Origin of the sequence: Glycomyces rhizosphaerae (assembly GCF_042647865.1) — a bacterium.
GTDB classification, from domain to species: Bacteria; Actinomycetota; Actinomycetes; order Mycobacteriales; family Micromonosporaceae; genus Glycomyces; species Glycomyces rhizosphaerae.
In genome coordinates, this window is sequence record NZ_JBHRWO010000007.1 from 230252 (window position 1) to 251845 (window position 21594).

The window sequence follows — 21594 nt, forward strand, 5'->3', positions numbered from 1 at the left end:
CGCGTCTCAGTGCTGGTGCGCCTCGGCCGGGCGCCGCATGCGGGTCGGGAACGCCAGCTGAGTGCTCCCGCGGGAGGCGGCCACCGTGGCCGGGTGCGGGGCGACGAGCCCGAGTTCGTCCCTGGCCTGGCACAGGTCGGCCAGCTTCTCGTAGGCGGCGGGGCCGAGCAGCTCGGTCAGCTCGACCGCGTAGGAGAGGTACACCGGCTCGACCGCGGTGTGCGCCTTCGGAGAGGCGGTGCACCACCAGTCGAAGTCGTGCCCGCCCGGGCCCCACGAGGCCCGGTCGAACTCGGTGATGAGGGTGACCGACACCTCCGTGCCGTCGGCGCGGTGCTCGGTCTTGAAGTCGCGTTTCACCGGCAGCTGCCAGCACACCTCGGGCTTGTACTCCATCGGGTGGACGCCGTCGCGCATCGCCTGCTGGTGCAGGGCGCAGCCGGCCCCGGTGGGGAAGCCCTCGCGGTTGTGGAAGACGCACGCGCCGTCGACGACCGCGGTCTTCTTCGCGGGCTCCTCCTCACCCTCCTCGTTCTCGAGGGTGTCGTCGACGATGGTGTCCTTCCAGCGCCGGTGCAGCTGCCAGGTCTCGGGGGTGAGCTTCTTGACGATCTGCTTGGTGCGCTTGATGTCGGCCTCGTCCGTATAGAACGCGCCGTGCAGGCAGCAGCCGTCCGCGGGCTGGTCCGCCTCGATGCCCGGGCAGCCGCCCTCGTCGGGGTGCTTGCCGAACACGCAGCCCCAGCGGGACAGCAGCCAAGTGAGATCGGCCCGGACCATGGTCTCGGAGTCGTCGGGATCGAGGAATTCCACCCATTCGCGGTCGAAGTCCTGCGCCACCTCGTCGGTCATCGCACAACGGTACCCGGCCCGGCGCCGTCCTACCGGGACGCGCGGCCACCGCGTCGAAGCGGCGTACCCTGGTGTCCGTGACCCAGTCCGTCCCGGTTCTGCTGTCGACCACCTCCGTGTACCCGGAGCCCACCGCGGTGGGCTTCGAGCTCGCCGCCGAACTCGGCTACGACGGGGTGGAGCTGATGATCTTCACCGACCGGGTCTCCCAGGACCCCTCGGCGGCGGCCAGCCTCGCCAAGCACTACGGCGTCAAGATCGGCGCGGTCCACGCCCCGTGCCTGCTCGTGACGCAGCGGGTGTGGAGCTCCGACCCGTGGACGCGGCTGCGGCGCTCGGTCCAGGCGGCCGAGTACCTCGACTCGCCGGTGGTCGTGATCCACCCGCCGTTCTCCTGGCAGAAGGAGTACGCGTCGAAGTTCTCCACGGTCCTCGACGGGCTCAAGGTCCGCTACCCGCACGTCGAGATCGCGGTCGAGAACATGTTCCCCCTCAAGCTCGGCAAGCGGAAGCTCGTGCCCTACCGGCCCCACTGGGACCCCACGCGGCACGGCTACAGCTCCTACACCCTCGACCTGTCGCACTGCGCGGCCTCGGGCACGGACGCGCTCGCGATGGCCGAGCGGATGGGCAAGGGCCTGCGGCACGTCCACCTGTGCGACGGCACCGCGCCGGGCGCGGACCAGCACCTCGTGCCGGGCCGCGGGACCCAGCCGTGCGCCGAACTGCTCGGCTCGCTCGGCGCCTCCGACTGGGAGGGCTCGATCACCGTCGAGGTCAGCACCCGCAAGAGCGGCAACCGCACGCGCCGGGCCGAGGACCTGTACGAGTCGGTCAAGTTCGCCAGGGACGCGCTCGGCGGGCGCGCGCGCGACTGATCGTGACCCGTTCGGCGCCCGATTCGCGGCCTCGGCGAACGCTTGCGGAGCCGTAAATGTGCGGCCTCGGCGAACGCTTGCGGAGCCGTAAATGTGCGGAGCCGCAGAGCAACCTGTTCACGTCCTGTTGCGTTTGTATTATCGGAAGGCACCTGTGCCTTCGCAGCAGTGCCGTTCAACCAGTGCCGCCCGATCCGCGCCGTTCACCGAACGCCGCCCGGCGGCCCAGCACGAAGGAGTGCGGATGCCCCAGGAGCAGCGGAGCCCGGCCGCGAGGATGCGCCGAGCCGTGGGCAGGTTCGTGCCCGCCTCGCTGAAGGCGAAGCGGGCCGAGCGGGTCCGCACCGGCCGCGCCGTCCAGCGCCGCGCCGCGCTCCTCGCCGCCGACCCCGGACTGCGCCCGTTCGAACGCGACGGCGAGGTCTACGTCGGCCGCCGCGTCACCCACTTCACCGCTCCCGAAGCGGCCGAGGCGAACCTGCGGATCGTCGTCGAGGCCGCCGAAGCGGCCGGGCTCGACTACTTCCTCGTCCCCGGCACCGCCCCCGAACGCCACGTCGTCGGGATGCGCCGCGCCGACAAGAAGGCCTTCCTCGAAGCGGTGCGCGAGCGCCACGGCGACTCCGAGCTGTACGTGGGCCGCACCGGTCGGACCGGCAAGATCACCGCCGGGCCCGTCCTCTACGCCGAAGGCGCGCTGCCCCACAGCGTCAAGAGCTCCCAGGTGCTGCGGTACGGCCGGTTCCTCCTCGGCCCCGAAGGGCAGCCCCTGGCCGGGCTCGAATTCGGCTGCGACGTCGAGTTCTGGACCGACGGCGAGGACTTCACCGCCCACCCCGACTACCAGGAGCGCGTGAACCGCGTCAAAGTGCTGATCCCCAAGGACATGTTCGGCGGCGCCTGGGTCGCCCCGCGTCCCAACCGGGTCGCGGACGTGCTGCCCGCCGAGGCGCGCAAGGCCGCCACCCGGGCCGTGGGCGAACACAAGTACCCGACCTTCGAGCCGTTCACCCGCAAACTCCTCGACGACGTCGACTTCCCCGTCGACGCCGTCTACATGTGGGTCGACGGCGCCGACCCGGCCTGGGCCGCCCGCCGCGCCGAGTACACCGACACGGGCGTCGACGCCGAAGGCCACGGGCACCTCGCCGGGGCCTCCCGCTACACCGACCGCGACGAGCTGAAGTACTCGCTGCGCTCGCTGCACGCCTTCGCGCCGTACATCCGCAACGTCTACATCGTCACCGCCGGGCAGACCCCCGCGTGGCTCGACACCGACGCGCCCGGCATCCGCGTGGTCGACCACACCGAGATCTTCGCCGACCCGTCCGTGCTCCCGGTCTTCAACTCGCACGCGATCACCACGCAGCTGCACCGCATCCCCGGCCTCGCCGACCACTACCTGATCCTCAACGACGACGTGTTCTTCGGCTCCGCGAGCCGCCCCGAGCAGTTCTTCCACGCCAACGGGATCGCCCGGGTTCCCTTCTCCTCCATGCAGATCGGGCTCGGCGACGCCCGGCCCGAGGACTCCGCGCCGAACCTCGCCGGACGCAACGCCCGGCGGCTCCTGGAAGCCGACTTCGGGCGCTTCATCACAGCCAAGTTCAAGCACATCCCGCACCCGCAGCTGCGCCAGATCGCCCTCGAGCTCGCCGAGCGCCACCCCGAGGCCGTCGCCGCCACCGCCCGCTCCCGCTTCCGCGACCCGGCCGACATCGAGTTCGCCGGGCTGTTGCACCACTACTCGGTGCTCACCGGCCGCGGCGTCCCCGGCGAGTCCAAGCTCATGTACGTCGACGTGGCCGCCGCCGACGCCCCCGCGAAACTCGAGGCCCTCGCCGAGCACCGCGACGCCGAGTTCTTCTGCGTCAACGACGTCGACACGCCGCCCGAGCGGGAAGCGGCGGTCGACGCCATGGTGCGCGGATTCCTCGACCGGTACTTTCCGTTCCCGTCCCCGTACGAACGTCGCTGAACTGCGGGGACACCGCCGGGTCCATGCCCCGGTCTCCCCGGTGAAATCTGGGCTCTTCCTCGGGTTCTGCATAAATTAACCGAATATTGCGTCTGTATCATCGACGGCGCATCACCCAACGAAAGCCCGTGGACCACACCCCTGGGGGGACGAATGTCAGAAGAGCAGAGGGAGTTCATTCCCCCGGCGCGCCCGCACATCGGCGAAGCCGAGATCGACGCCGCGGTGCGCGTACTGCGCAGCGGCATGGTCGTGCAGGGCCCCGAGGTCGCCGCTTTCGAAGAGGAGTTCACCAAGGTCTCCGGCACCGCGCACTGCGTCGCGGTCAACTCCGGCACCTCCGCGCTCCAGCTCTCCCTGCTCGCCATGGGCGTCGGTCCCGGTGACGAGGTCATCGTGCCGTCGTTCTCCTTCGCCGCGAGCGCGAACGCGGTCCGCCTCGTCGGCGCCGAACCGGTGTTCGCCGACATCGAGGCCGACTCGTTCAACATCGACCCCGACTCGGTGGCCGCGCTCATCGGGCCCAAGACCGTCGCGATCATGCCGGTGCACCTGTACGGCAACCCCGCCGACATGGCCCGCCTGACCGCGCTCGCCTCCAAGCACGACCTGGCGATCCTCGAGGACGCCTGCCAGGCCCACGGCGCGCAGGTCGACGGCAAGCCCGTCGGCTCGTTCGGCCAGGCCGGGACGTTCAGCTTCTACCCGACCAAGAACATGCACTCGCTCGAAGGCGGCATGATCTCCACGGACGACGCCGCGTTCGCGCGCACGCTCCGCCTGCTGCGCAACCAGGGCATGGAGGCGCGCTACGCGAACGAGATCGTCGGCGCGAACATGCGCATGACCGACGTCGCCGCCGCGATCGGCCGCGTCCAGCTGGGCCAGCTCGAGGGCTGGACCGAGCAGCGCCGCGCCAACGCCGCGCGCTTCGACGCCGAGATCAAGACCGTGACGACGCCGCCCGTGGCCGCCGGCGCCCGCCACATCTACCACCAGTACACCGTCCGCGTCGAGGGCGACCGCGACAGCGCGCTCGCCCAGCTCAAGGACGCGGGCATCGGCTCGGCCGTGTACTACCCGACGCCGATCCACAAGCTCATCCCTTACGCCCACATGGACGTCGAGCTGCCCGTCACGGACCGCGCCGCCGCCGAGGTCCTCTCTCTTCCCGTCCACCCGTCGCTGACCGAAAACGACATCGACCGCGTCATCGCCGCGGTGAACGCATTGGAGCTCGAGCAGTGACCGAACAGCTGCGTGCCGGCCTGATCGGCCTGGGTGCCATGGGCCGCAACCACGCCCGTGTCCTCCACGCCCTCGAAGGGGTGGAGCTGGTGGCCGTCGCCGACCCGGTCGCCGACGCCGCCGCCCTGCCGATCGGCGTGGGCCTGGTCGCGCAGGTCGAGGAGCTCATCGGGCTCGGCATCGACTACGCCGTGGTCGCCTGCCCGACCGCTTACCACGAGCGGGTGGGTCTGGCCTTGGCCGACGCGGGGGTGCACGCGCTGATCGAGAAGCCGCTGGCGCACACCACCGAGGCGTCGGTGAAGCTCGCGGCCGCGTTCGAGGCCCAGGGCCTGGTCGCGGGCGTGGGGCACATCGAGCGGTTCAACCCGGCGGTCGCCTCGCTGCGCGAGCGCCTCGAAGCCGGCGAGCTGGGGGAGATCCTGCAGGTCGTCACCCGCCGCCAGGGGCCCTTCCCGGGCCGCATCGCGGACGTCGGCGTCGTCAAGGACCTCGCGACCCACGACATCGACCTGACCGGTTTCGTCACCGGCCAGTCCTACCGGACGATCAGCGCCCAGACCGTGTCCCGTTCGGGCCGCGAGCACGAGGACATGATCGCGGCGGTCGGGCAGCTCTCGGGCGGCGCGATCGCGAACCACTCCGTGAACTGGCTGAGCCCGTTCAAGGAGCGCACCACCGTCGTCACGGGCGACCGCGGCTGCTTCGTCGCCGACACGCTCACCGCCGACCTCACGTTCTACGCCAACGGCGTGGTGGACACCGAGTGGGAGGCGATCAGCAACTTCCGCGGCGTCTCCGAGGGCGACATGATCCGGTACGCGATCCGCAAGCGCGAGCCGCTGCTGGTCGAGCACGAGCACTTCCGCGACGCGGTGCTGGGGAAGCCCAACGACATCGTCGATCTGCGCCGCGGCGCGGCCACCGTCGAGGTCTCCGAGATGATGCTGCGTTCGGCCGCGACCGGTCAGACCGTGGCCCTGGACGGCGCGGGGACGCGCTGATGAACGCCAGTCCGGCCGCGGCGCCGGAGCGAGCTTTCGAGCCTGCCGAGCGTGTCGCGGCCGCCGAGCGGATCCTCGCCTCGGCGGCGGGGCCGGAGGAGGTCTACCAGGCCTTCACGAACGAGGTCGCCGAGGCCCTGCAGCCGGTCGCGCTCACGCTCGAACCCGGCGACCGCGCGAAGTGCTGGACCGCGATCGCCGAGCTCGCCGACGCCCACTTGACCGAGGAGGTCCGCCTGCGGCTCCCCACGGAGAAGCGGGTGCGGATCTCCTTGGCGCAGCACCGCGACCACGCGCTGCTCGAAGCGGCGATCGCGCAGTCCGCGCCGAGGTTCCTGCTCGAAGACGGTCGCCTGTTCGCCCGCTACCCGGGGTTCCGCGAGGAGCCGCACGGTCTGGCGGACGAGTGGTTCGAGGCCGCGACCGAGCGGGTCACCGTGCGGCTGGCCCGGGGCGTCAAACCGCGCTACCTGGTGTGGACGGGCGTCAAGCGCGCCGACTACTGCCTCGAGTACTCGTTCTTCGTGCCCGTGGAGGGCTGCGCGGCCGAGTCGGTGCGGGTCGGCGTGGACCGCCTCGCGAAGGACAAGCTGCTGCGCAAGCGCGGCGCCGTGGACGCCGCCGAGGACCTCGGCTTCGATGTGGAAGCGGCCGTTGCGGTCCGGCCCGAGGGCGCGCTCACCGTGGTGACCGCCCGCGTGCCCACTGAAGAGCTGACCGGGCGCGGCGCGGGCCGCTGGTCGCTGCGCGCCCACGTGACCCTCCGGGGTTTCACCTACGACCTGCCGCTCAAGGCCCCGCGCGGCTACTTCCAGCGACACGGCATGCCGGCAGGCCTGGCCGTCGAGTGGGGCGAGTACCGGAGCCTGGCCGTCAAGGTCGACGAGCGGGCCACCTGGCGGGGACTGTCCCGCCTTCGAATTCTGGACTTCAGAAAGTGATGCGTGAAATGCGGATCTGTGTCGTCGCCATGGGCAAGATCGGGCTGCCGCTGGCGGTCCAGTTCGCCACCAAGGGTCACCAAGTCATCGGAGCGGACGTCAACGCCCGCACCGTGCAGTCGGTCAACGACGGCCTCGAGCCGTTCCCGGGCGAGCACCGCCTGGCCGAGCTGCTGAAGGAGACGGTGACCGCCGGGAACCTGAAGGCCACCACCGACACTTCGGACGCCGTGGCCGAGTCGGACGCCGTGGTCATCGTGGTGCCCCTGTTCGTGGACGCCCAGGGCGTGCCGGACTTCGGGTGGATGGACGCGGCCACGAAGGCCGTCGCGGCCGGGCTCAAGCCGGGCACGCTCGTCTCCTACGAGACCACGCTCCCCGTGGGCACCACCCGGGACCGCTTCGGCCCCATGCTCGAAGCCGGCTCCGGCCTGGCCGCGGGCACCGACTTCCACCTCGTGTTCAGCCCCGAGCGGGTCCTGACCGGCCGGGTCTTCTCGGACCTGCGCCGCTACCCGAAGCTCGTGGGCGGCATCAACGAGGCCTCGGCCGCGGCCGGCGTCGCGTTCTACGAGGCCGTGCTCGACTTCGACGCGCGCGAGGACCTGCCGCAGCCCAACGGCGTGTGGGACCTCGGCTCCTCCGAGGCCTCCGAGATGGCGAAGCTCGCCGAGACGACCTACCGGGACGTCAACATCGGGCTCGCCAACCAGTTCGCGCGGTTCGCGGACAAGCAGGGCCTGGACGTCATGAAGGTCATCGAGGCCTGCAACTCCCAGCCGTACAGCCACATCCACCGGCCCGGCATCGCCGTGGGCGGCCACTGCATCCCGATCTACCCGCAGATGTACCTGTGGAACGACCCCGAGGCCACCGTGGTCCGGGCCGCCCGCGAAGCGAACGCCGCCATGCCGGCCTACGCCGTGGACGTGCTCGCCGCCGCTTACGGCGACCTCGCGGGCGCGCATGTGCTCGTGCTCGGCGCCGCTTACCGCGGCGCCGTCAAGGAGACCGCGTTCTCCGGCGTGTTCCCGCTGGTGGAGTCGCTGAAGGCCAAGGGCGCCGTGCCGTACGTGTCCGACCCGATGTACACCGTCGAGGAGCTCGAGGCCGAGGGCCTGCCCGCGCACCGCGGCGAGGTCGTGACCGCCGCCGTCGTCCAGGCCGACCACGACGAGTACCGTACGCTGGCTCCTGCGGATCTTCCCGAGGTCACGGTGCTGCTCGACGGCCGCCGCGTCACCGATCCCGCCGTCTGGGAGGGCCGCGAGCACATCGTGCTCGGCAGCTGAGCCCCCAGAAGGTAGGAATTCGATATGGAGCCCGCGCAAGGCCCCGCCCGCGTGGTCATGGTGGTCCCCAACCGGATCGACGGGGACTCGCGAGTGCAGAAGGCGGCGGCGTCCATCGCCGCCGCCGGGTGGGAGACGCACCTGATCGGCGTCTCCGTCACCGGTAAGCAGGAGCCGTACGAGCAGGACGGCGCGACGATCCACAAGATCCCGCTGCCGAAGATGGACCCGCCGCGGTCCCTGCGTCGGCACGTCGCGGCCTTCCGCTTCCCCTTCGCCTACAGCGACATCGAGCGCGCGAAGCGACGCGAACGGCACGTCAAGGCGGCCCGGCTCGAACTCGACGCCCTCCGCGGCGGCGGGCCGGTGCGCGGCGGCGTGCGCCTGCCGCTCCTGGTCCACCGGGCCGGGCGCCGGCTCGAGCGGGCCTGGATCGGCGGCCGCGCGCGCCAGACCAAGAAACGCGAGAAGTACCTGGGGCGCGAGGGGCGCCTGGAGCGGATCGAGCGGCGCTGGTGGGGCGCGCTCCTCGGCGACCGCGCCTGGCGGCGGCTCGACGTCAACATGCAGCGGTTCGAGCTCGCGTTCCGGCCCGCGATCCTCGCGCTCGAACCGGACCTGCTGCACGCCCACGACGCCTACTCCGTCGGCGTGTGCGTGCGCGCCGCCGAGCAGCTGCGCCGCTGGGGCAAGACCGTGAAGGTCGTGTACGACGCGCACGAGTTCGTGCCCGGCCATGAGGGCCTGGCGCCGAACAAGCTCGAGGCGCAGTCGCGCTGGGAGCGCCAGTACCTGCCCGGCGCGGACGCGGTCGTCACCGTCTCGCACCCGCTCGCGAAGCTCCTTCAGGAACGCCACGGCCTCGAGCGCGAACCGTCCGTCGTGTACAACGCGCCGCTCGCGCACCCCGCGCCGCGCCCCGACCCGGGCGACCTCCGCTCGGACTGCGGGCTCGACGCGCACACGCCGCTGGCCGTCTACATCGGCTGGGCCTCACCGGAACGGCAGATCGAGGTCATCGTCGAGGCCGCCCGGCTCGTGCCCGGCCTCCACGTCGCGTTCATGGTCAGCCGCCACACCACGAATCCGTACGTCAAGCGGCTCCAAGCTCTCGGTGAGGAGTACGGCATCAGTGACCGGCTCCACTTCCGCGGCTACGTCGACTACGAGGACCTCCCGAAGTTCATCTCGACCGCCGACATGGGCATCCACCCGATGCCCACGGGCTCGGTCAACCACGAGATCGCCCTGCCCAACAAGTTCTTCGAGTACTGCCACGCCCGGCTGCCGCTGGTCGTCACCACGGTGAAGACCCTCTCGGCCGAGGTGCGGCGCCTGGGCAACGGCGAGGTCTTCACCTCAGGCGACGCCCGGAGCCTCGCCGATGCGATCGAGCGGATCCTCGCCGACAGGGACGGCTACCGCCGCGCCTACAAGGACCCGGCGCTGCTCGAGGAGTACTCCTGGGAGCACCAGGCGCTCGAGTACGCGCGGATCTACGAGCGGCTCATCGGCCCCGCCCCCGTGCCGCGGGCAGACCCGGCATCCTGACCACTCCGCCTCCTAACGAAGGGCAACCATGACCTGGCTGATCACCGGCGGCGCCGGATACATCGGCTCCCATGTGGTGCGGGAGATGACGGCCGCCGGCGAGCGGGTCGTCGTCCTCGACGACCTCAGCTCCGGCATCCCCGACCGCCTCGCGGCCGACGTGCCGCTGGAGCACGGCAACGTCCTCGACCGAGAGCGGCTCGAGCGGATCATGCGCGAGCACGGCGTCGACGGCGTCGTCCACATCGCGGCCCGCAAGCAGGTCGGCGAGTCCGTCGAGCGACCCCTGGACTACTACCGAGAGAACGTCGAAGGGCTGCGCACGGTCCTTGAGGCGTCCGTCGCCGCCGGGGTGCGCCGGTTCCTGTTCTCCTCCTCCGCCGCGGTCTACGGCATGACCGACGTCGACCTCGTCACCGAGGACACGCCCTGCGCGCCCATGAGCCCGTACGGCGAGACGAAGCTCGCCGGCGAGTGGCTGGTGCAGGCCGCGGGCCGGGCCCACGGCATGGCCACGGTCTGCCTGCGCTACTTCAACGTCGCGGGCGCGGCCGTGCCCGAACTCGCCGACGTCGGCGTGTTCAACCTGGTCCCCATGGTCTTCGACCGCTTGTCGAAGGACGAGGCGCCGGTCATCTTCGGCGACGACTACCCGACCCCGGACGGCACCTGCGAACGCGACTACGTGCACGTCGAGGACATCGCCTCCGCGCACCTGGCCGCGGCCCGCCGCCTCACGGCCGACCCCGAGACCCGGCTGGTCCTCAACATCGGCCGCGGCGAGGGCGCCTCGGTCGCGGAGATGGCCGCGGTCATCATCGAGGTCACCGGCCGCGACGGCGTCAAGCCCGAGATCGCGCCGCGCCGCGCGGGCGACCCCGCGCGGGTCGTCGCCTCCGCCGAACTCGCCCTGAAGGAACTGGGCTGGTCGGCGCGGTACGGTGTGCGCGAGATGGTCGAATCCGCCTGGGAGGGCTGGTGCCTGCGCCATCCTGAAGCGCGCCGCTGAACGCATGAAGAAAGCCTCCCCGGCCGCCGGCCGGGGAGGCTTTTCTCATTCCGTCTACGGCCGCTCGCCGAGGAACAGCTCGTCGAAGTCGGCGCTCACCACGGACCAGTCCCAAGTGGACAGCGCGTACTCGGAGGCGAGCTTGGCCTGGTCCTGCCAGCCGCTCTCGGTCGCGTTGACCTCCAGCACCCGGTGGGCCGCCTCGGCGGGGGTCTCCACCACCCAGCCGTCCGGGTACAGCGTGCGGGCGCTGTTCGGCTTGCCCGCGTAGAACGGCCAGTCCCGCACGACGGGCACCGCGCCGCTGGCCGCGCCCTCCATCAGGCCCACATGGGAGCCTTCGCGCACCGACGAGGAGAGCACGAACCCGATGTCGGTGAGCTTGCCCGCCACGTCGTCGGTCGGCCCGAGCCGCAGCACCTGACCGGACTTCACCAGGGGCTTGAGCTCCTTCTCCATCCGGTTGCGGTACTTGCGGGTGGCCTGGCTCGTGCCGGGGTCCATGTCGCCGCCCACGAGCAGGAGCCGGTAGCGCTCGTCCTCCGCGCGCAGCAGCCGCAGCAGCTCCACGGCCCAGATCGGGTCCTTCGCCACCTGGCTGACGCCGACGAGCCCGATGTTGAACCGGGCGTCCGCGGTCTTCTCGCGGGCGAAACCGGCCAGCTCCATCGCGTTGTGCAGCATGGGCATCCGCGGCGCCTGAGGGCCGCGCAGCTGGGGCGCCAGGGACGTCACCAGGTCCCGCACGTGGTCGGCGACGAACACGAGGTCGTCGATGCGGGAGAAGTCCACCAGCTGGGTCCAGCGGGTGAACGCCTCGTAGGAGTGGAGGCGGACGATGACCCGGGTGTCGCCGGGGTCGATCGTGGTGAGCATGGCCGCAGGCCCCACGCACCAGTCGAGGAACAGGGTGTCCGCCCATTCCAGGTGCGGGCGCAGCAGGTCTTCGACGAGCCCGGCGTACTCGGGGTCGCCGCCCATGCGCGCGGCCAGGACCCGGTAGTCGGAGCCGAGGATGCGCTTGAGCGAGGGCTGGGTCGTGAAGTCGAGGTAGCGGACCTCGACGCCGGGGTGCTCGCGGTACCGGTCGAGGAGGTGGTGCAGGAAGTTGTCGTTGGCGCTGGTCGCGATGAGCAGCCGCAGCGGACGGTCGGTGGGCGGCGGGGCCGCGGGGCGCAGGCGCCCGCGCGGGGTCATGACCGCCTGGAGCGCTTTGGAGGCGTGGAACGGCTTCACGAACCGGTCGGGGTTGTCCGCGAGCGGCGAGGTGAGCTGGTCGATGTGGGTGACGCGGTGGAAGCCGAGGACGAGGGCGCGGCGCAGCGTCATCGCGGCGTCCTGGAACTCGCCTGCGGCGAACCGCTCGTCGGCGCGGGCGAGCAGCGCCTTCACGGCCTTGTTCGTGTGCTTGGAGACGACGCCGCGGCCGAACTCCATCGAGGCGGCGTCGTCGAGGAGCTGGGCCTTGAGGGCCGGGTCCTTGACCTTGGAGGCGGTGAGCGCGAGGGCGTAGGCGGCGCCGCTGTGCTTGTCCGCCCATTTCATGGCTTCGGCGACGCGGCGTCCGATGGCGACGCGGAGCCCTTGGGGCACACCGGGGGCGCGCAGCGGCAGCCGCCAGAGCTTCGCGACGATGCCGCGGCGCATGAGGCGCCGGGTGGTGAGGGCGCGCGCGGTGGCGTCGGGCAGGCGCTTGAAGGCCCGCCCGAGGTCGCGGGCCCACAGCGCCACCGGGGGCCGGAAGCCCTTCGGTTCGGGTGCGCCGTCGCGCACGAGTTCGCGGACGGCGTTGATCGCGGGGGCGATGCCGTACACGGCCTTGGCGGTGCGGTTGCGCTGCGCGAGTTGCCAGACGGTGTAGACCGAGCCTTCTTCGAGGGCGACGATCACGCGCGCTCTGCTCGCGTGCTCGCGCAGCCAGGCGTCCTTGCGGGAGCGGGTCCAGACGCGCTCGCCGAAGGGCAGGTTGGCGGCGCGTCGCAGGTTGGCGCGGGGGAGGCGGTGCTTGTCGGCGAAGTCGACGCCGTCGAGCTGTTCGCGGTACCAGTGCGCCGGGACGGAGGCGGCGTAGGACACGCGGGCGCCTTCGGCGCTCAGCTTGCGGACGGCTTCGCGGAGCATGCCGACGGCGACGGTGTTGCCGCTGATGAGCAGGACGTCGATCACTGGGGGCGGCCTTTCTGCACCTGAAACTCGTTGACCAGGTCCTTCACGGCCTCGGCCATGATGATCTCGCGGGTGAAGCGGTCGGCGTGGGCCATGGCGGCCGCGTGCTGCTCGTCGGTGGTCTCCACCGCGAGGTGGGCCGCTTCGATGAAGGCGTCGGTCATGGGCTCGCGGTCGATGCCGCGGGCGCCCGTCCACAGCGGATGTCCCTTGAGGACGTTCGAGGCGTCGTGGTCGATGACGTGGGCGGAGACGATCGGCAGGCCGGTCGCCATGTACTCGTAGACCTTGCCGGAGGTCACGTAGTGGCCGCCGATGAGGATGAGCACCATGGCGTCCCAGCGGGCGTAGGCGGCGGCGACCTCGGCCTTGGCGACAGGGCCGCCGTAGCTCACCCCGTCCGCTTCGGCCTCCTGGAGCAGGACGGCGTGGGGGTTGGTGCCGCGGTGGGCGCCGCCGCCGATGTGGCCGCGGACCTCGAAGCGGGCGTTGGCGAGCAGCGGCTCGCGGCTGCGGGCCGCGCGCCATGCGTCCAGGACCACGTTCAGGTGCTCCCTGGAGAAGTTGACGGTGCCGAGGTAGCCGAAGACCAGGCCCGACTCGGGGTCGGAGGGGTGGGTCCGGCCGGGGGCGCTGTCGGCGTCGTAGCCGTTGCGCACGACATGGACGCGGTCGGCGTACTCGGGGTACCGCTCGCGGTAGTGCTCGGCGATGGGGTCGTTGACGACCCAGAGGGAGAGGGCGGATCCGAGGATCTTCTCCTCCCAGCGGCCTTCCTCGGTGTCGCGGCCGAAGGCCTCGCGGCCGTCGACCACGTCGATCGACCAGCCGTCCCGGAAGTCGACGGCGTAGGGGACCGACGCCTCTTCCCAGAGCTTCCAGGCCGCAGCGAGGTTGACGTACGGAACGCAGCTGGCGAGCAGCAGGTCGGCCGGGTGCTCCAGGTGGAGGCGCAGCACGGCGTCCTCGATGGGGCCGCGCCAGTCGCCGAAGGTCGCTTCGGGGAAGACCTCCCGCTGGCGTTCGCGCAGGGCCTTGACCCACCGGGTGGGGGCGATGGCCCGCTCCTCGTCGAAGCGGCGGATGTCGGTCTCGAGGTCCTCGCGCCGGAGCGGGAGCTTGACGACCTGGACCCGCGGGTCGACCTGTTCGGACAGGGAGTGGTCGACGCCGGAGTCGAGCTCCCAGGACTCGTCCTCGATGGTGACGACCGTGACGTCCCAGCCCTGGGCGGTGAACTGGTTCGCGGTCTCCCGCATGCGGTAGGCGCTGCTCTTCGCCGCCGGGGGGAACCCGATCGCGAGGTAGATCAGATGGGGGCGCTGCCCGTCGCGCCTCGGTCCGGCGGCACTGTCGGAGGGGGCGCTGCCGGGACGAGGGGCCCCGGTTGCAGAGAAGGCTGACATGATAGTGGACGTTAGCACGCAGCGGAAGGGCCCTGAGCTGTCCGGATCAAGTCTGTGGGGTGAACGGGCGAGGCGCCGGACGCGAGGCGTTCACCTCGCGACCGACGCCGTCGTTTCGCGCTACGGCAGTCGTTCTTCCAGGACCTTCACCACTGCGGCTCCGGCGCGGCCGTCGCCGTAGGGGGCGTCGAGCGCGGCCGTGGGGGCGGAGCGGGTGGCGACCTGGTGCCACGCTTCGGGGGTGAGCTGGTCGGGGCGGGCGACGAGGACGTTCCAGCCGCCTTCGAGGGTCTCGACCCATTCGGTCTCGGTGCGCAGCGTGGTGCAGGCGCGGCCGAGCAGGTACGCCTCCTTCTGGAGGCCGCCGGAGTCGGTGACCACGCCCGAGGAGGCGAGGACGGCCGCCACGAGCTGGCGGTACGGCAGCGGCTTGCCCGCGTGCAGCGAACCCTGGGTGAGCTTGAGCCCGTACTGGTCGGCCTTCGCCTGGAGGCGCGGGTGGGCCAGGAGCGCCACCGGGATCGGCAGGCCCGCAAGGGATTCGATGAGCGCGGCGAGCAGCTCGGGGTCGTCGGTGTTCTCGGCCCGGTGCAGGGTGGAGACCAGGAACGGCTGCTCGGGGTCGATCCCGGCGGGCAGTTCGGGGCGCTCTCCGGCGGCGAGCACGGCGTCGCGGGTGTGGAAGCAGACGTCGACCATGACGTCGCCGACGTTGACGGCCCGGCTGCCCAGGCCCTCGTTGGTGAGGTGCCGCACGGCCTCATCGGTGGGCGCCAGCAGCAGGTCGGCGCAGTGGTCGGTGAGGACGCGGTTGTGCTCCTCGGGCATGCGCCGGTTGAACGAGCGCAGGCCCGCTTCGAGGTGCGCGACCGGCAGGTGCTGCTTGACGGCGGAGAGCGCGCCCGCGATCGTGGAGTTGGTGTCGCCGTAGACGAGCACCCAGTCGGGCTGCTCGGCGTCGAGGATCGGGTCGATCGCGGCGAGCATCGCGCCGGTCTGGGCGCCGTGGCTGCCCGAGCCGATGCCGAGGTGGAAGTCGGGTTCGGGGATGCCGAACTCGGTGAAGAACACGTCCGAGAGCTCGGGGTCGTAGTGCTGCCCGGTGTGGATCACCACGTGCCGGTGCTCGGTGCCCGCGAAGGCCTTCGCGACCGCGCCGAGCTTCACGAGCTGGGGGCGGGCCCCGACGATGCTGACGACCTTCACTAGGACTGCTCCTTCGTTTCGCCGATGGGGGAGAGGACGCCGTCCGTCTCCGAGTACCGCTCTTCGGTCTGGGGGCAGCGCCACAGTCCCTCGCCGTCCGCCACCAGGCGGGCGCCCGCGCGGCCGACCCAGCCGGCGAACTTGGCGGGGACGCCCATGACGAGCGCGTGGTCGGGCACGTCCTTGGTGACCACGGCGCCGGCCGCGACCATGGCCCAGCGGCCGATGCGCAGCGGCGCGATGCAGACGGCGCGGGCGCCGATGGAGGCGCCCTCGGCGACGTCGACGCCGACGGCCTCCCAGTCGGAGGCGCGCTTGGCCTTGCCGTCGGGGGCGACCGCGCGCGGGTTGTGGTCGTTGGTGAACACGGCGGCCGGGCCGACGAACACGCCGTCGGCGAGGGTCGCGGGCTCGTACACGAGCGCGTAGTTCTGGATCTTGACGTTGTCGCCGATGCGCACGCCGGTGCCGATGTAGGCGCCGCGGCCGATCACGCAGTCGGTGCCGAGGCTGGCGTGCTCGCGGATCTGGGCGAGCTCCCAGATAGAGGTGCCCTCGCCGATCGCGGCGCTCTCGTGCACCTGAGCGGTGTCCTGAACCCTGTAATGCATTCGCTGCTTTCGGTGGAGTTGGCGGCAAGCGCCGAGATCGGTTTCGTCCGCACGATCATACCGACGCCCGATCCGCACCGACCGCATCGGAAGCAAGCGAACGTCGCATTGCGCAGGTCAGTCGGCTTATGGAACTGCGAGACAACGAAGGGTAAACGAGTGCGTTTCGTATTATCTGACGTTGACCGGGGCCGGAGCGCGTCCGGCACTGACTTTCGGAGGAGCACCATGGCCGACCACCCGGGGCGCATCGTGATGCTGGTGCAGAACGGCGTCGTGGGGGATTCTCGCGTGCAGAAGGAGGCCGCTTCGGCGGCGGCCGCGGGCTGGGAGGTGATCCTGTTGGGCCGCACCGACAAGCGCGCCGAGGAATGGGATCTGGGCGGCGCCGTGGTGCGGCTGGTTCCCACGGCCCGTGATTTCGACCGGCGTCGGCATGAGGTCCGTCGGGCCTGGCTGCGGAGTCCTCTCGCCTACCCGCCGGGGCCTCTGGAGTCCTATCGGCGCAAGCAGGTGCGGGCCTGGAAGGCGGACTTGGCGTTCGCCAAGGCGACGATCGCGGTCGACACCCGCGAACGCGGCGCGGCCGCGACGCTCGGGGCGCGCCTGGCGCTGGGGGTGAAGGGCGCGGCCGTCGCCGCCGCGAGTGTGTGGGTCGGTGGCCGCACGCGGTCGAGCCGGCGTGTGCGTGAGCGTCGTGAGGCGGCCGTGTCGCCGGTCGAGCGGTTCGCGGGGCGGTTCTGGCTGGCCGTGCTCGGGGATCGGGCTTGGCGTCGTCTCGATCCGGCGCTGTGGGAGCTCGAGTTGGCGTTCGGGCCGGTCATCGACGAGCTCAAGCCGGATCTCATTCACGCCAACGACTTTCAAATGCTCGGTGTGGGGGCCCGCGCGAAGATGCGGGCCGCGGCGGCGGGGCGGGAGGTGAAGCTGGTGTGGGATGTGCACGAGTTCCTGCCGGGCATGAAGCCGTGGAAGAACCATCCGTGGTGGAAGCCGGCGCAGCTCGCGCACGAACGCGAGCACGCGCCCTACGCCGACGCCGTCGTCACCGTCTCCGACACGGTCGCCGAGATGCTGCAGGCCCGGCACGCCCTGCCCGAACTCCCGGCCGTGGTCATGAACGTCCCCGACCTCACCGACTCGGTCGAAGCCCCCGACCCCACGCTCCGCGAACGCTGCGGCATCGGCCCCGACACTCCGCTCCTGGTCTACAGCGGCGCCCCGCTCGAACAGCGCGGCATGCACATCATGGTCGAGGCCCTGCCCTCGCTGCCCGAGGCGCATGCGGCGTTCGTCGTCTCCTACCCCCAGTGGCGCTACGTCAAGCGACTCCAGGCACGCGCCGCCGAACTCGGCCTCGCCGACCGCGTCCACGTCCTCTCCTACGTCGCGCACCGCCAGGTGGTGCCGTTCCTGTCCGCCGCCGACGTCGGCGTCATCCCCCTCCACCACTGGGAGAACCACGAGATCTCCCTCATCACCAAGTTCTTCGAGTACTCCCATGCGCGCCTTCCGGTCCTCGTCAGCGACGTCAAGACCATGGCGAAGACCGTCCACGAGACCGGCCAGGGCGAGGTCTTCCGCGCCGAGGACGTCGAGGACTTCGCGAGCGCCGCCAAGCGGATCCTCGCCGACCCCGAGAGCTACCGCAAGGCGTACGCCGATCGCGTCCCCCTCCACGAATGGACCTGGGAGCGCCAGGCGAACCAGCTGGCCGGCGTCTACGAACGGCTCATCGGCCGACCCGACCACCGGAAGGAGGACCGGACACAGTGAAGGCAGACCGAAGCGTCGCGGTCGTGACGCCCTGGTACCCCGACTCGCAGGTGACCTACGCGGGGACCTTCGTGCGCGCCAAGGTCGAAGCGGTCGCCCCAGGATGCGCCGACCTCACGGTGTACCACCTCAAGAGCTGGCCCGTCGGCGCCGTGGGTGCGCCGCTCGACGCCAACCCGCCGCTCATGGACCTCCACACCCGGTTGCTGCACCGTTCCGCCGTCGCGCTCGAAGCCTCGGCCCACCCCGCCGCGAAGGACGCGGTCCTCTACCGCGTCCCGACGCTGACGCCGCGCGACACCGCGTGGATCACCCACTCCGACGCCTCCGCCCGCTGGATGCGCGCCTTCCTGCAGGACAAGCCGATCGAGGCGCCGATCGTGCACGCCCACGTGCCGATCACCGGCGGCTGGGCCGCCCTCGAGAACGCCCGACCCGACGCCATGGTCTTCATGACCGAGCACTCCTCGTTCCTCGACAAGGTCCTCGAGCAGCCGGCCGCGCGCGCACGCTACGACGAGATCCTCGACCGCGCCGACGGCTTCTTCGTCGTCGGCGAACCCCTCCACGACCGGATCGCCGCCGCCTTCCCGCACCACGCCTCCAAGCTCGAGTACATCGCCAACCCCATCGAATTCCCCGCCGGGATCGAGCCGCCCGCGGCCGATCTGCGGCGCTGGCTCTCGGTCGGGGCCTTCAACGAGCGCAAACGCATCGACTACCTGCTGGAGGCGTTCGCCCGCTGCCGGGCCCGCTTCCCCGAGCTCACCCTCACCCTCGCCGGCGACGGCAGGCTCCGCGCGGCCCTCGAAGCGCTCGCGGACGACCTCGGCGTCGCCGACGCGGTCGACTTCCTCGGCTCGGTCGACCCCGACGAGGTGCACGGCCTCATGGCCGACCACGACCTGTTCGTCCACACCAGCCGCCACGAGACCTTCGGCGTCGTGGTCGTCGAGGCGCTCGCCGCCGGCACCCCGGTCCTGGTGAGCCGCTGCGGCGGCTCCGACCAGGTGCTGCGCGGCATCGAGAGCGACGCCGGGGCACTCTACGACGTCGACGACGACCCCGACGTGCTCGTCGCCGCCTACCTCGATCTGCGCGAACGCCACCCCGAGAAGACCGACGTGCTCGCCGCGCGCGAGCGCCTGCGCGGCCGGTACTCCTCCGAGACGGTGGCCGAACGCCACTTCGAGATCTGGGACCGCTCGAACGGAGGAGACCGGTGAACATCGTGTTCGTGGCGCCCAAGAGCGCGTGGCGCGACGCTCTCGCCGCCGAGACCCGCGCCGCCGCCGACGCGGGCCACCGAGTGCGCGTCGTCGCCGAGGACTGGGAGGGATCGGGTCTCGACGCACGCGTCGAGACCCGCTGGATCGGCGCGAAGGCCGTCGAGTTCCCCGAATCGCTCCTCGTGCGCCTGTTCCTGCGGCGCCTCCCGCTCGGGGCGCTCCGCCGCATCGGGCGCGGCCCCCTGCGCGGCCCGGCCGAACGCGTCTCCCGCGCATGGCGCCGCACCTTCCTGGGGCCCTTGAAACGGCGCCGCAACCCCCGCACCGAGGCGATGCGCGAGCAGCACCGGATCGCCCGCGTCCGCCAGGCCCTCGACGACTGGGAGCCCGACTGGATCGTGCTCCACGAACCCCTCGCGGTCGAACTCGGCGTCCACTGCCTCCCCGCACTCCTCGACGCCCGACCGGACCTGAAGACCACCTTCTCCTTCGAGACCCGATCATCATTGGACCCTGCCCATGCCGGCTGACGCTCAACGCCCGCGCCTGCTCTACCTGGCGTTCTACTACCCGCCCTCGCGTGCCAGCGGCGTCTTCCGCGCCTACGCCACCGCCGAGCACTTCCGGGGAGCCGGCTGGGACGTCACCGTCATGGCCGCCCCCCACCGGTTCTTCACCGACGTCGTCAAGTCCCATGACGACGCCCTCGAAGCGCGCATCGACCCGCGCATCACCGTCGAACGCCCCGAGATGGACTACTTCTCCTGGGAGACCGACGTGCGCCGCTTCGGGCGCTTCCGAGGCACCTTCCCCGAGGCCGCCAGACGCTGGTACCTCTGGAAGCAGCGGCACGTCTTCCCCGAGCGCTACCTCGCGTGGTCGACCGCCGCCGTCCGCCGCGCGCTGAAACTCAACCGCGGGTCCCGCTTCGACCTCACCATCGCGACCGGAAACCCCTTCTCGTCCTTCGCCGCTGCCTGGGCCCTGCGCAAGCTGGCCCGCATCCCGTACATCGTGGACTACCGCGACTCGTGGACCCTCGACCAGTTCGCGAACGCCGACATGTTCCCCGCCGACCATCCGGCGTGGCCGTGGGAGCGGCGCATCCTCCGCTCGGCCGCGCACAGCGTCTTCGTCAACGACGCCATGCGCGAATGGCACGCCGCCCGCTACCCCTTCGCGGCCGACCGCATGCGCGTCGTCCTCAACGGCTGGGATCCCGAATTCTTCGAACCCTCCCAAGCCCACACCGAACCCGACCCCGACAGCGGCCTCGCCTACGGCTTCATCGGCACCATCACCAACGTCCAGCCCATCGAGGAGGCCGTCGAGGCGTTCAAGCGGCTGCGCGCGATCCCCGGGCACGAGCGCGACGCGCTCAAGATCTTCGGCCACCTCGGGTTCTTCGTCAACAGCCGCGCCACGCTCAGCCAGGAACTCGGCCTGGGCGACGCCGGCGAGGACGCCCCCGTCCAATACCTCGGTCCGGTCGCCAAGAGCAGCATCGGCGAGGCCTACGCCGCCAGCGACGTCCTCGTGTTCATGACCGGCGGCTCGAAGTACGTGACCACCGGAAAGGTCTTCGAGTACATGGCCACCGGCAAACCGATCCTCTCCATCCACGAGAGCCCGTGCGCCGCCGAAGACCTCCTCCAGGACTACCCGCTCTGGTTCCGGCCGCGCAGCCTCGACCCCGCCGACATCGCCGAAGCCGCCGCGGCCGCCGGGCGCGCCGCCCGCGAACCCGACGAACGCCTCGTCAAGGCCGCCCGCGTGTACGGCGAGCGCTTCACCCGCGAACAGGCGCTCATCGGGCTCGAACGCGACGCCCGCGCGATCGTCGAACGGAAGGGACGCCGATGAACCCGCCCCCGAACCGCGTCGTCATCGCGGTCTTCAAGCCCGGCAACCGACGACGAGTCGACAACTACTGCGCGGCCGCCATGGCCGCCGGCTGGGACGTCACGGTGCTCCTCGCCGACGGCGTCTGCTGGGCGAAGCAGTGGACGCTCCCCGAAGGCGTCGACGTCGTCTCGCTCCGCGCCGACGAACGGCGGATCCCGGACGTCTGGCTCTACAACGCCGCCGTCGAACGCGTCCCCGGCGGTGTCCTGCGCCGCGCGGCCCGCCTACCGGGCCCGATCGGCAAGGCCTGCAAACTCGCAGGCCGGGCCCACCGCCGTCTCTCCGGCATCATGCGCCGCCGCATGTTCTGGCCGCTGTACGGCGTGCGGCGCCCCCACACGGTCCGCCGCCTGGCGATGCGACACGTCGACAGGCTCGACCTGGGCTCGGCGACGCGGCTCGTCATCGGCGACGCCACCGCCGTCCCCTTCGGATGGCGGATCGCGCAGCGACACCGGGAACTGGAGGTCACGACGGCCTTCGACACCGGCCTCCTCACCGCCACAGTCCCCGCCGAGACCGCGGCCTGAGCACACCCCACC

Annotated in this window: 18 protein-coding genes; 13 read left to right on the forward strand and 5 right to left on the reverse strand. The window is 71.4% G+C overall.

Annotated elements, in window-relative coordinates:
• Positions 1-6: 6 nt before the first annotated feature.
• Positions 7-852 (reverse strand): hypothetical protein, encoded by an 846-nt coding sequence (locus ACFO8M_RS07850; RefSeq protein WP_387972913.1) that lies wholly within the window; start codon positions 850-852, stop codon positions 7-9.
• Between the two features lie 77 nt (positions 853-929).
• Here ACFO8M_RS07850 and ACFO8M_RS07855 point away from each other — a divergent pair, with 77 nt between their 5' ends.
• From ACFO8M_RS07855 to galE, 8 genes are all read left to right on the forward strand, one after another.
• Positions 930-1730 carry a sugar phosphate isomerase/epimerase family protein gene (locus ACFO8M_RS07855; protein ID WP_387972916.1) on the forward strand — a complete coding sequence of 267 codons (801 nt, stop codon included), beginning with the start codon at positions 930-932 and terminating at the stop codon, positions 1728-1730.
• A 244-nt stretch (positions 1731-1974) separates the two neighbouring features.
• A complete protein-coding gene (locus ACFO8M_RS07860) occupies positions 1975-3708 on the forward strand; it encodes a stealth family protein (protein ID WP_387972918.1) in 1734 nt (577 codons plus the stop codon).
• A 153-nt stretch (positions 3709-3861) separates the two neighbouring features.
• Positions 3862-4956, forward strand: coding sequence for a DegT/DnrJ/EryC1/StrS family aminotransferase (locus tag ACFO8M_RS07865; RefSeq protein WP_387972921.1), 1095 nt, complete (start codon positions 3862-3864; stop codon positions 4954-4956).
• On the forward strand, positions 4953-5960 hold the full coding sequence (locus ACFO8M_RS07870; RefSeq protein ID WP_387972924.1) for a Gfo/Idh/MocA family oxidoreductase: 1008 nt from the start codon (positions 4953-4955) through the stop codon (positions 5958-5960). The genes ACFO8M_RS07865 and ACFO8M_RS07870 overlap by 4 nt, the downstream gene beginning before the upstream one ends.
• Positions 5960-6901, forward strand: coding sequence for a hypothetical protein (locus tag ACFO8M_RS07875; protein WP_387972927.1), 942 nt, complete (start codon positions 5960-5962; stop codon positions 6899-6901). Before ACFO8M_RS07870 ends, ACFO8M_RS07875 begins: the two co-directional genes overlap by 1 nt.
• A gap of 8 nt (positions 6902-6909) precedes the next feature.
• Positions 6910-8193 (forward strand): nucleotide sugar dehydrogenase, encoded by a 1284-nt coding sequence (locus ACFO8M_RS07880; protein ID WP_387972930.1) that lies wholly within the window; start codon positions 6910-6912, stop codon positions 8191-8193.
• A 24-nt stretch (positions 8194-8217) separates the two neighbouring features.
• Positions 8218-9744, forward strand: a complete 1527-nt coding sequence (locus ACFO8M_RS07885) for a glycosyltransferase family 4 protein (protein ID WP_387972933.1) — start codon at positions 8218-8220, stop codon at positions 9742-9744.
• 28 nt (positions 9745-9772) lie between these two features.
• The gene (galE, locus tag ACFO8M_RS07890; protein ID WP_387972936.1) at positions 9773-10753 is read left to right on the forward strand and encodes a UDP-glucose 4-epimerase GalE; all 981 of its coding nucleotides are present in this window, start codon (positions 9773-9775) and stop codon (positions 10751-10753) included.
• 54 nt (positions 10754-10807) lie between these two features.
• Here the strand turns inward: galE and ACFO8M_RS07895 are convergent, their stop codons facing one another.
• The 4 genes from ACFO8M_RS07895 to ACFO8M_RS07910 all read right to left on the reverse strand — a co-directional run bounded on the left by ACFO8M_RS07895 (position 10808) and on the right by ACFO8M_RS07910 (position 16142).
• Positions 10808-12919, reverse strand: coding sequence for a glycosyltransferase family 1 protein (locus ACFO8M_RS07895; protein ID WP_387972939.1), 2112 nt, complete (start codon positions 12917-12919; stop codon positions 10808-10810).
• The gene (locus ACFO8M_RS07900; protein WP_387973085.1) at positions 12916-14232 is read right to left on the reverse strand and encodes a glycosyltransferase; all 1317 of its coding nucleotides are present in this window, start codon (positions 14230-14232) and stop codon (positions 12916-12918) included. Before ACFO8M_RS07900 ends, ACFO8M_RS07895 begins: the two co-directional genes overlap by 4 nt.
• Before the next feature lie 213 nt (positions 14233-14445).
• Entirely contained in the window at positions 14446-15531 is a 1086-nt protein-coding gene (wecB, locus tag ACFO8M_RS07905; RefSeq protein ID WP_387972942.1) for a non-hydrolyzing UDP-N-acetylglucosamine 2-epimerase, read from the reverse strand.
• Positions 15531-16142, reverse strand: a complete 612-nt coding sequence (locus ACFO8M_RS07910; protein ID WP_387972945.1) for an acyltransferase — start codon at positions 16140-16142, stop codon at positions 15531-15533. The genes wecB and ACFO8M_RS07910 overlap by 1 nt, the downstream gene beginning before the upstream one ends.
• 228 nt (positions 16143-16370) lie before the next feature.
• Here ACFO8M_RS07910 and ACFO8M_RS07915 point away from each other — a divergent pair, with 228 nt between their 5' ends.
• Genes ACFO8M_RS07915 through ACFO8M_RS07935 form a run of 5 tightly spaced genes read left to right on the forward strand, consistent with a single transcriptional unit; the run spans position 16371 to position 21582 of the window.
• A complete protein-coding gene (locus tag ACFO8M_RS07915) occupies positions 16371-17918 on the forward strand; it encodes a glycosyltransferase (RefSeq protein WP_387972948.1) in 1548 nt (515 codons plus the stop codon).
• Entirely contained in the window at positions 17915-19144 is a 1230-nt protein-coding gene (locus ACFO8M_RS07920) for a glycosyltransferase family 4 protein (protein WP_387972951.1), read from the forward strand. The genes ACFO8M_RS07915 and ACFO8M_RS07920 overlap by 4 nt, the downstream gene beginning before the upstream one ends.
• Positions 19141-19677 (forward strand): hypothetical protein, encoded by a 537-nt coding sequence (locus tag ACFO8M_RS07925; RefSeq protein WP_387972954.1) that lies wholly within the window; start codon positions 19141-19143, stop codon positions 19675-19677. The genes ACFO8M_RS07920 and ACFO8M_RS07925 overlap by 4 nt, the downstream gene beginning before the upstream one ends.
• Positions 19667-21010 (forward strand): glycosyltransferase, encoded by a 1344-nt coding sequence (locus ACFO8M_RS07930; RefSeq protein ID WP_387972956.1) that lies wholly within the window; start codon positions 19667-19669, stop codon positions 21008-21010. The genes ACFO8M_RS07925 and ACFO8M_RS07930 overlap by 11 nt, the downstream gene beginning before the upstream one ends.
• Positions 21007-21582 (forward strand): hypothetical protein, encoded by a 576-nt coding sequence (locus ACFO8M_RS07935; RefSeq protein WP_387972957.1) that lies wholly within the window; start codon positions 21007-21009, stop codon positions 21580-21582. The genes ACFO8M_RS07930 and ACFO8M_RS07935 overlap by 4 nt, the downstream gene beginning before the upstream one ends.
• Positions 21583-21594 lie beyond the last annotated feature (12 nt).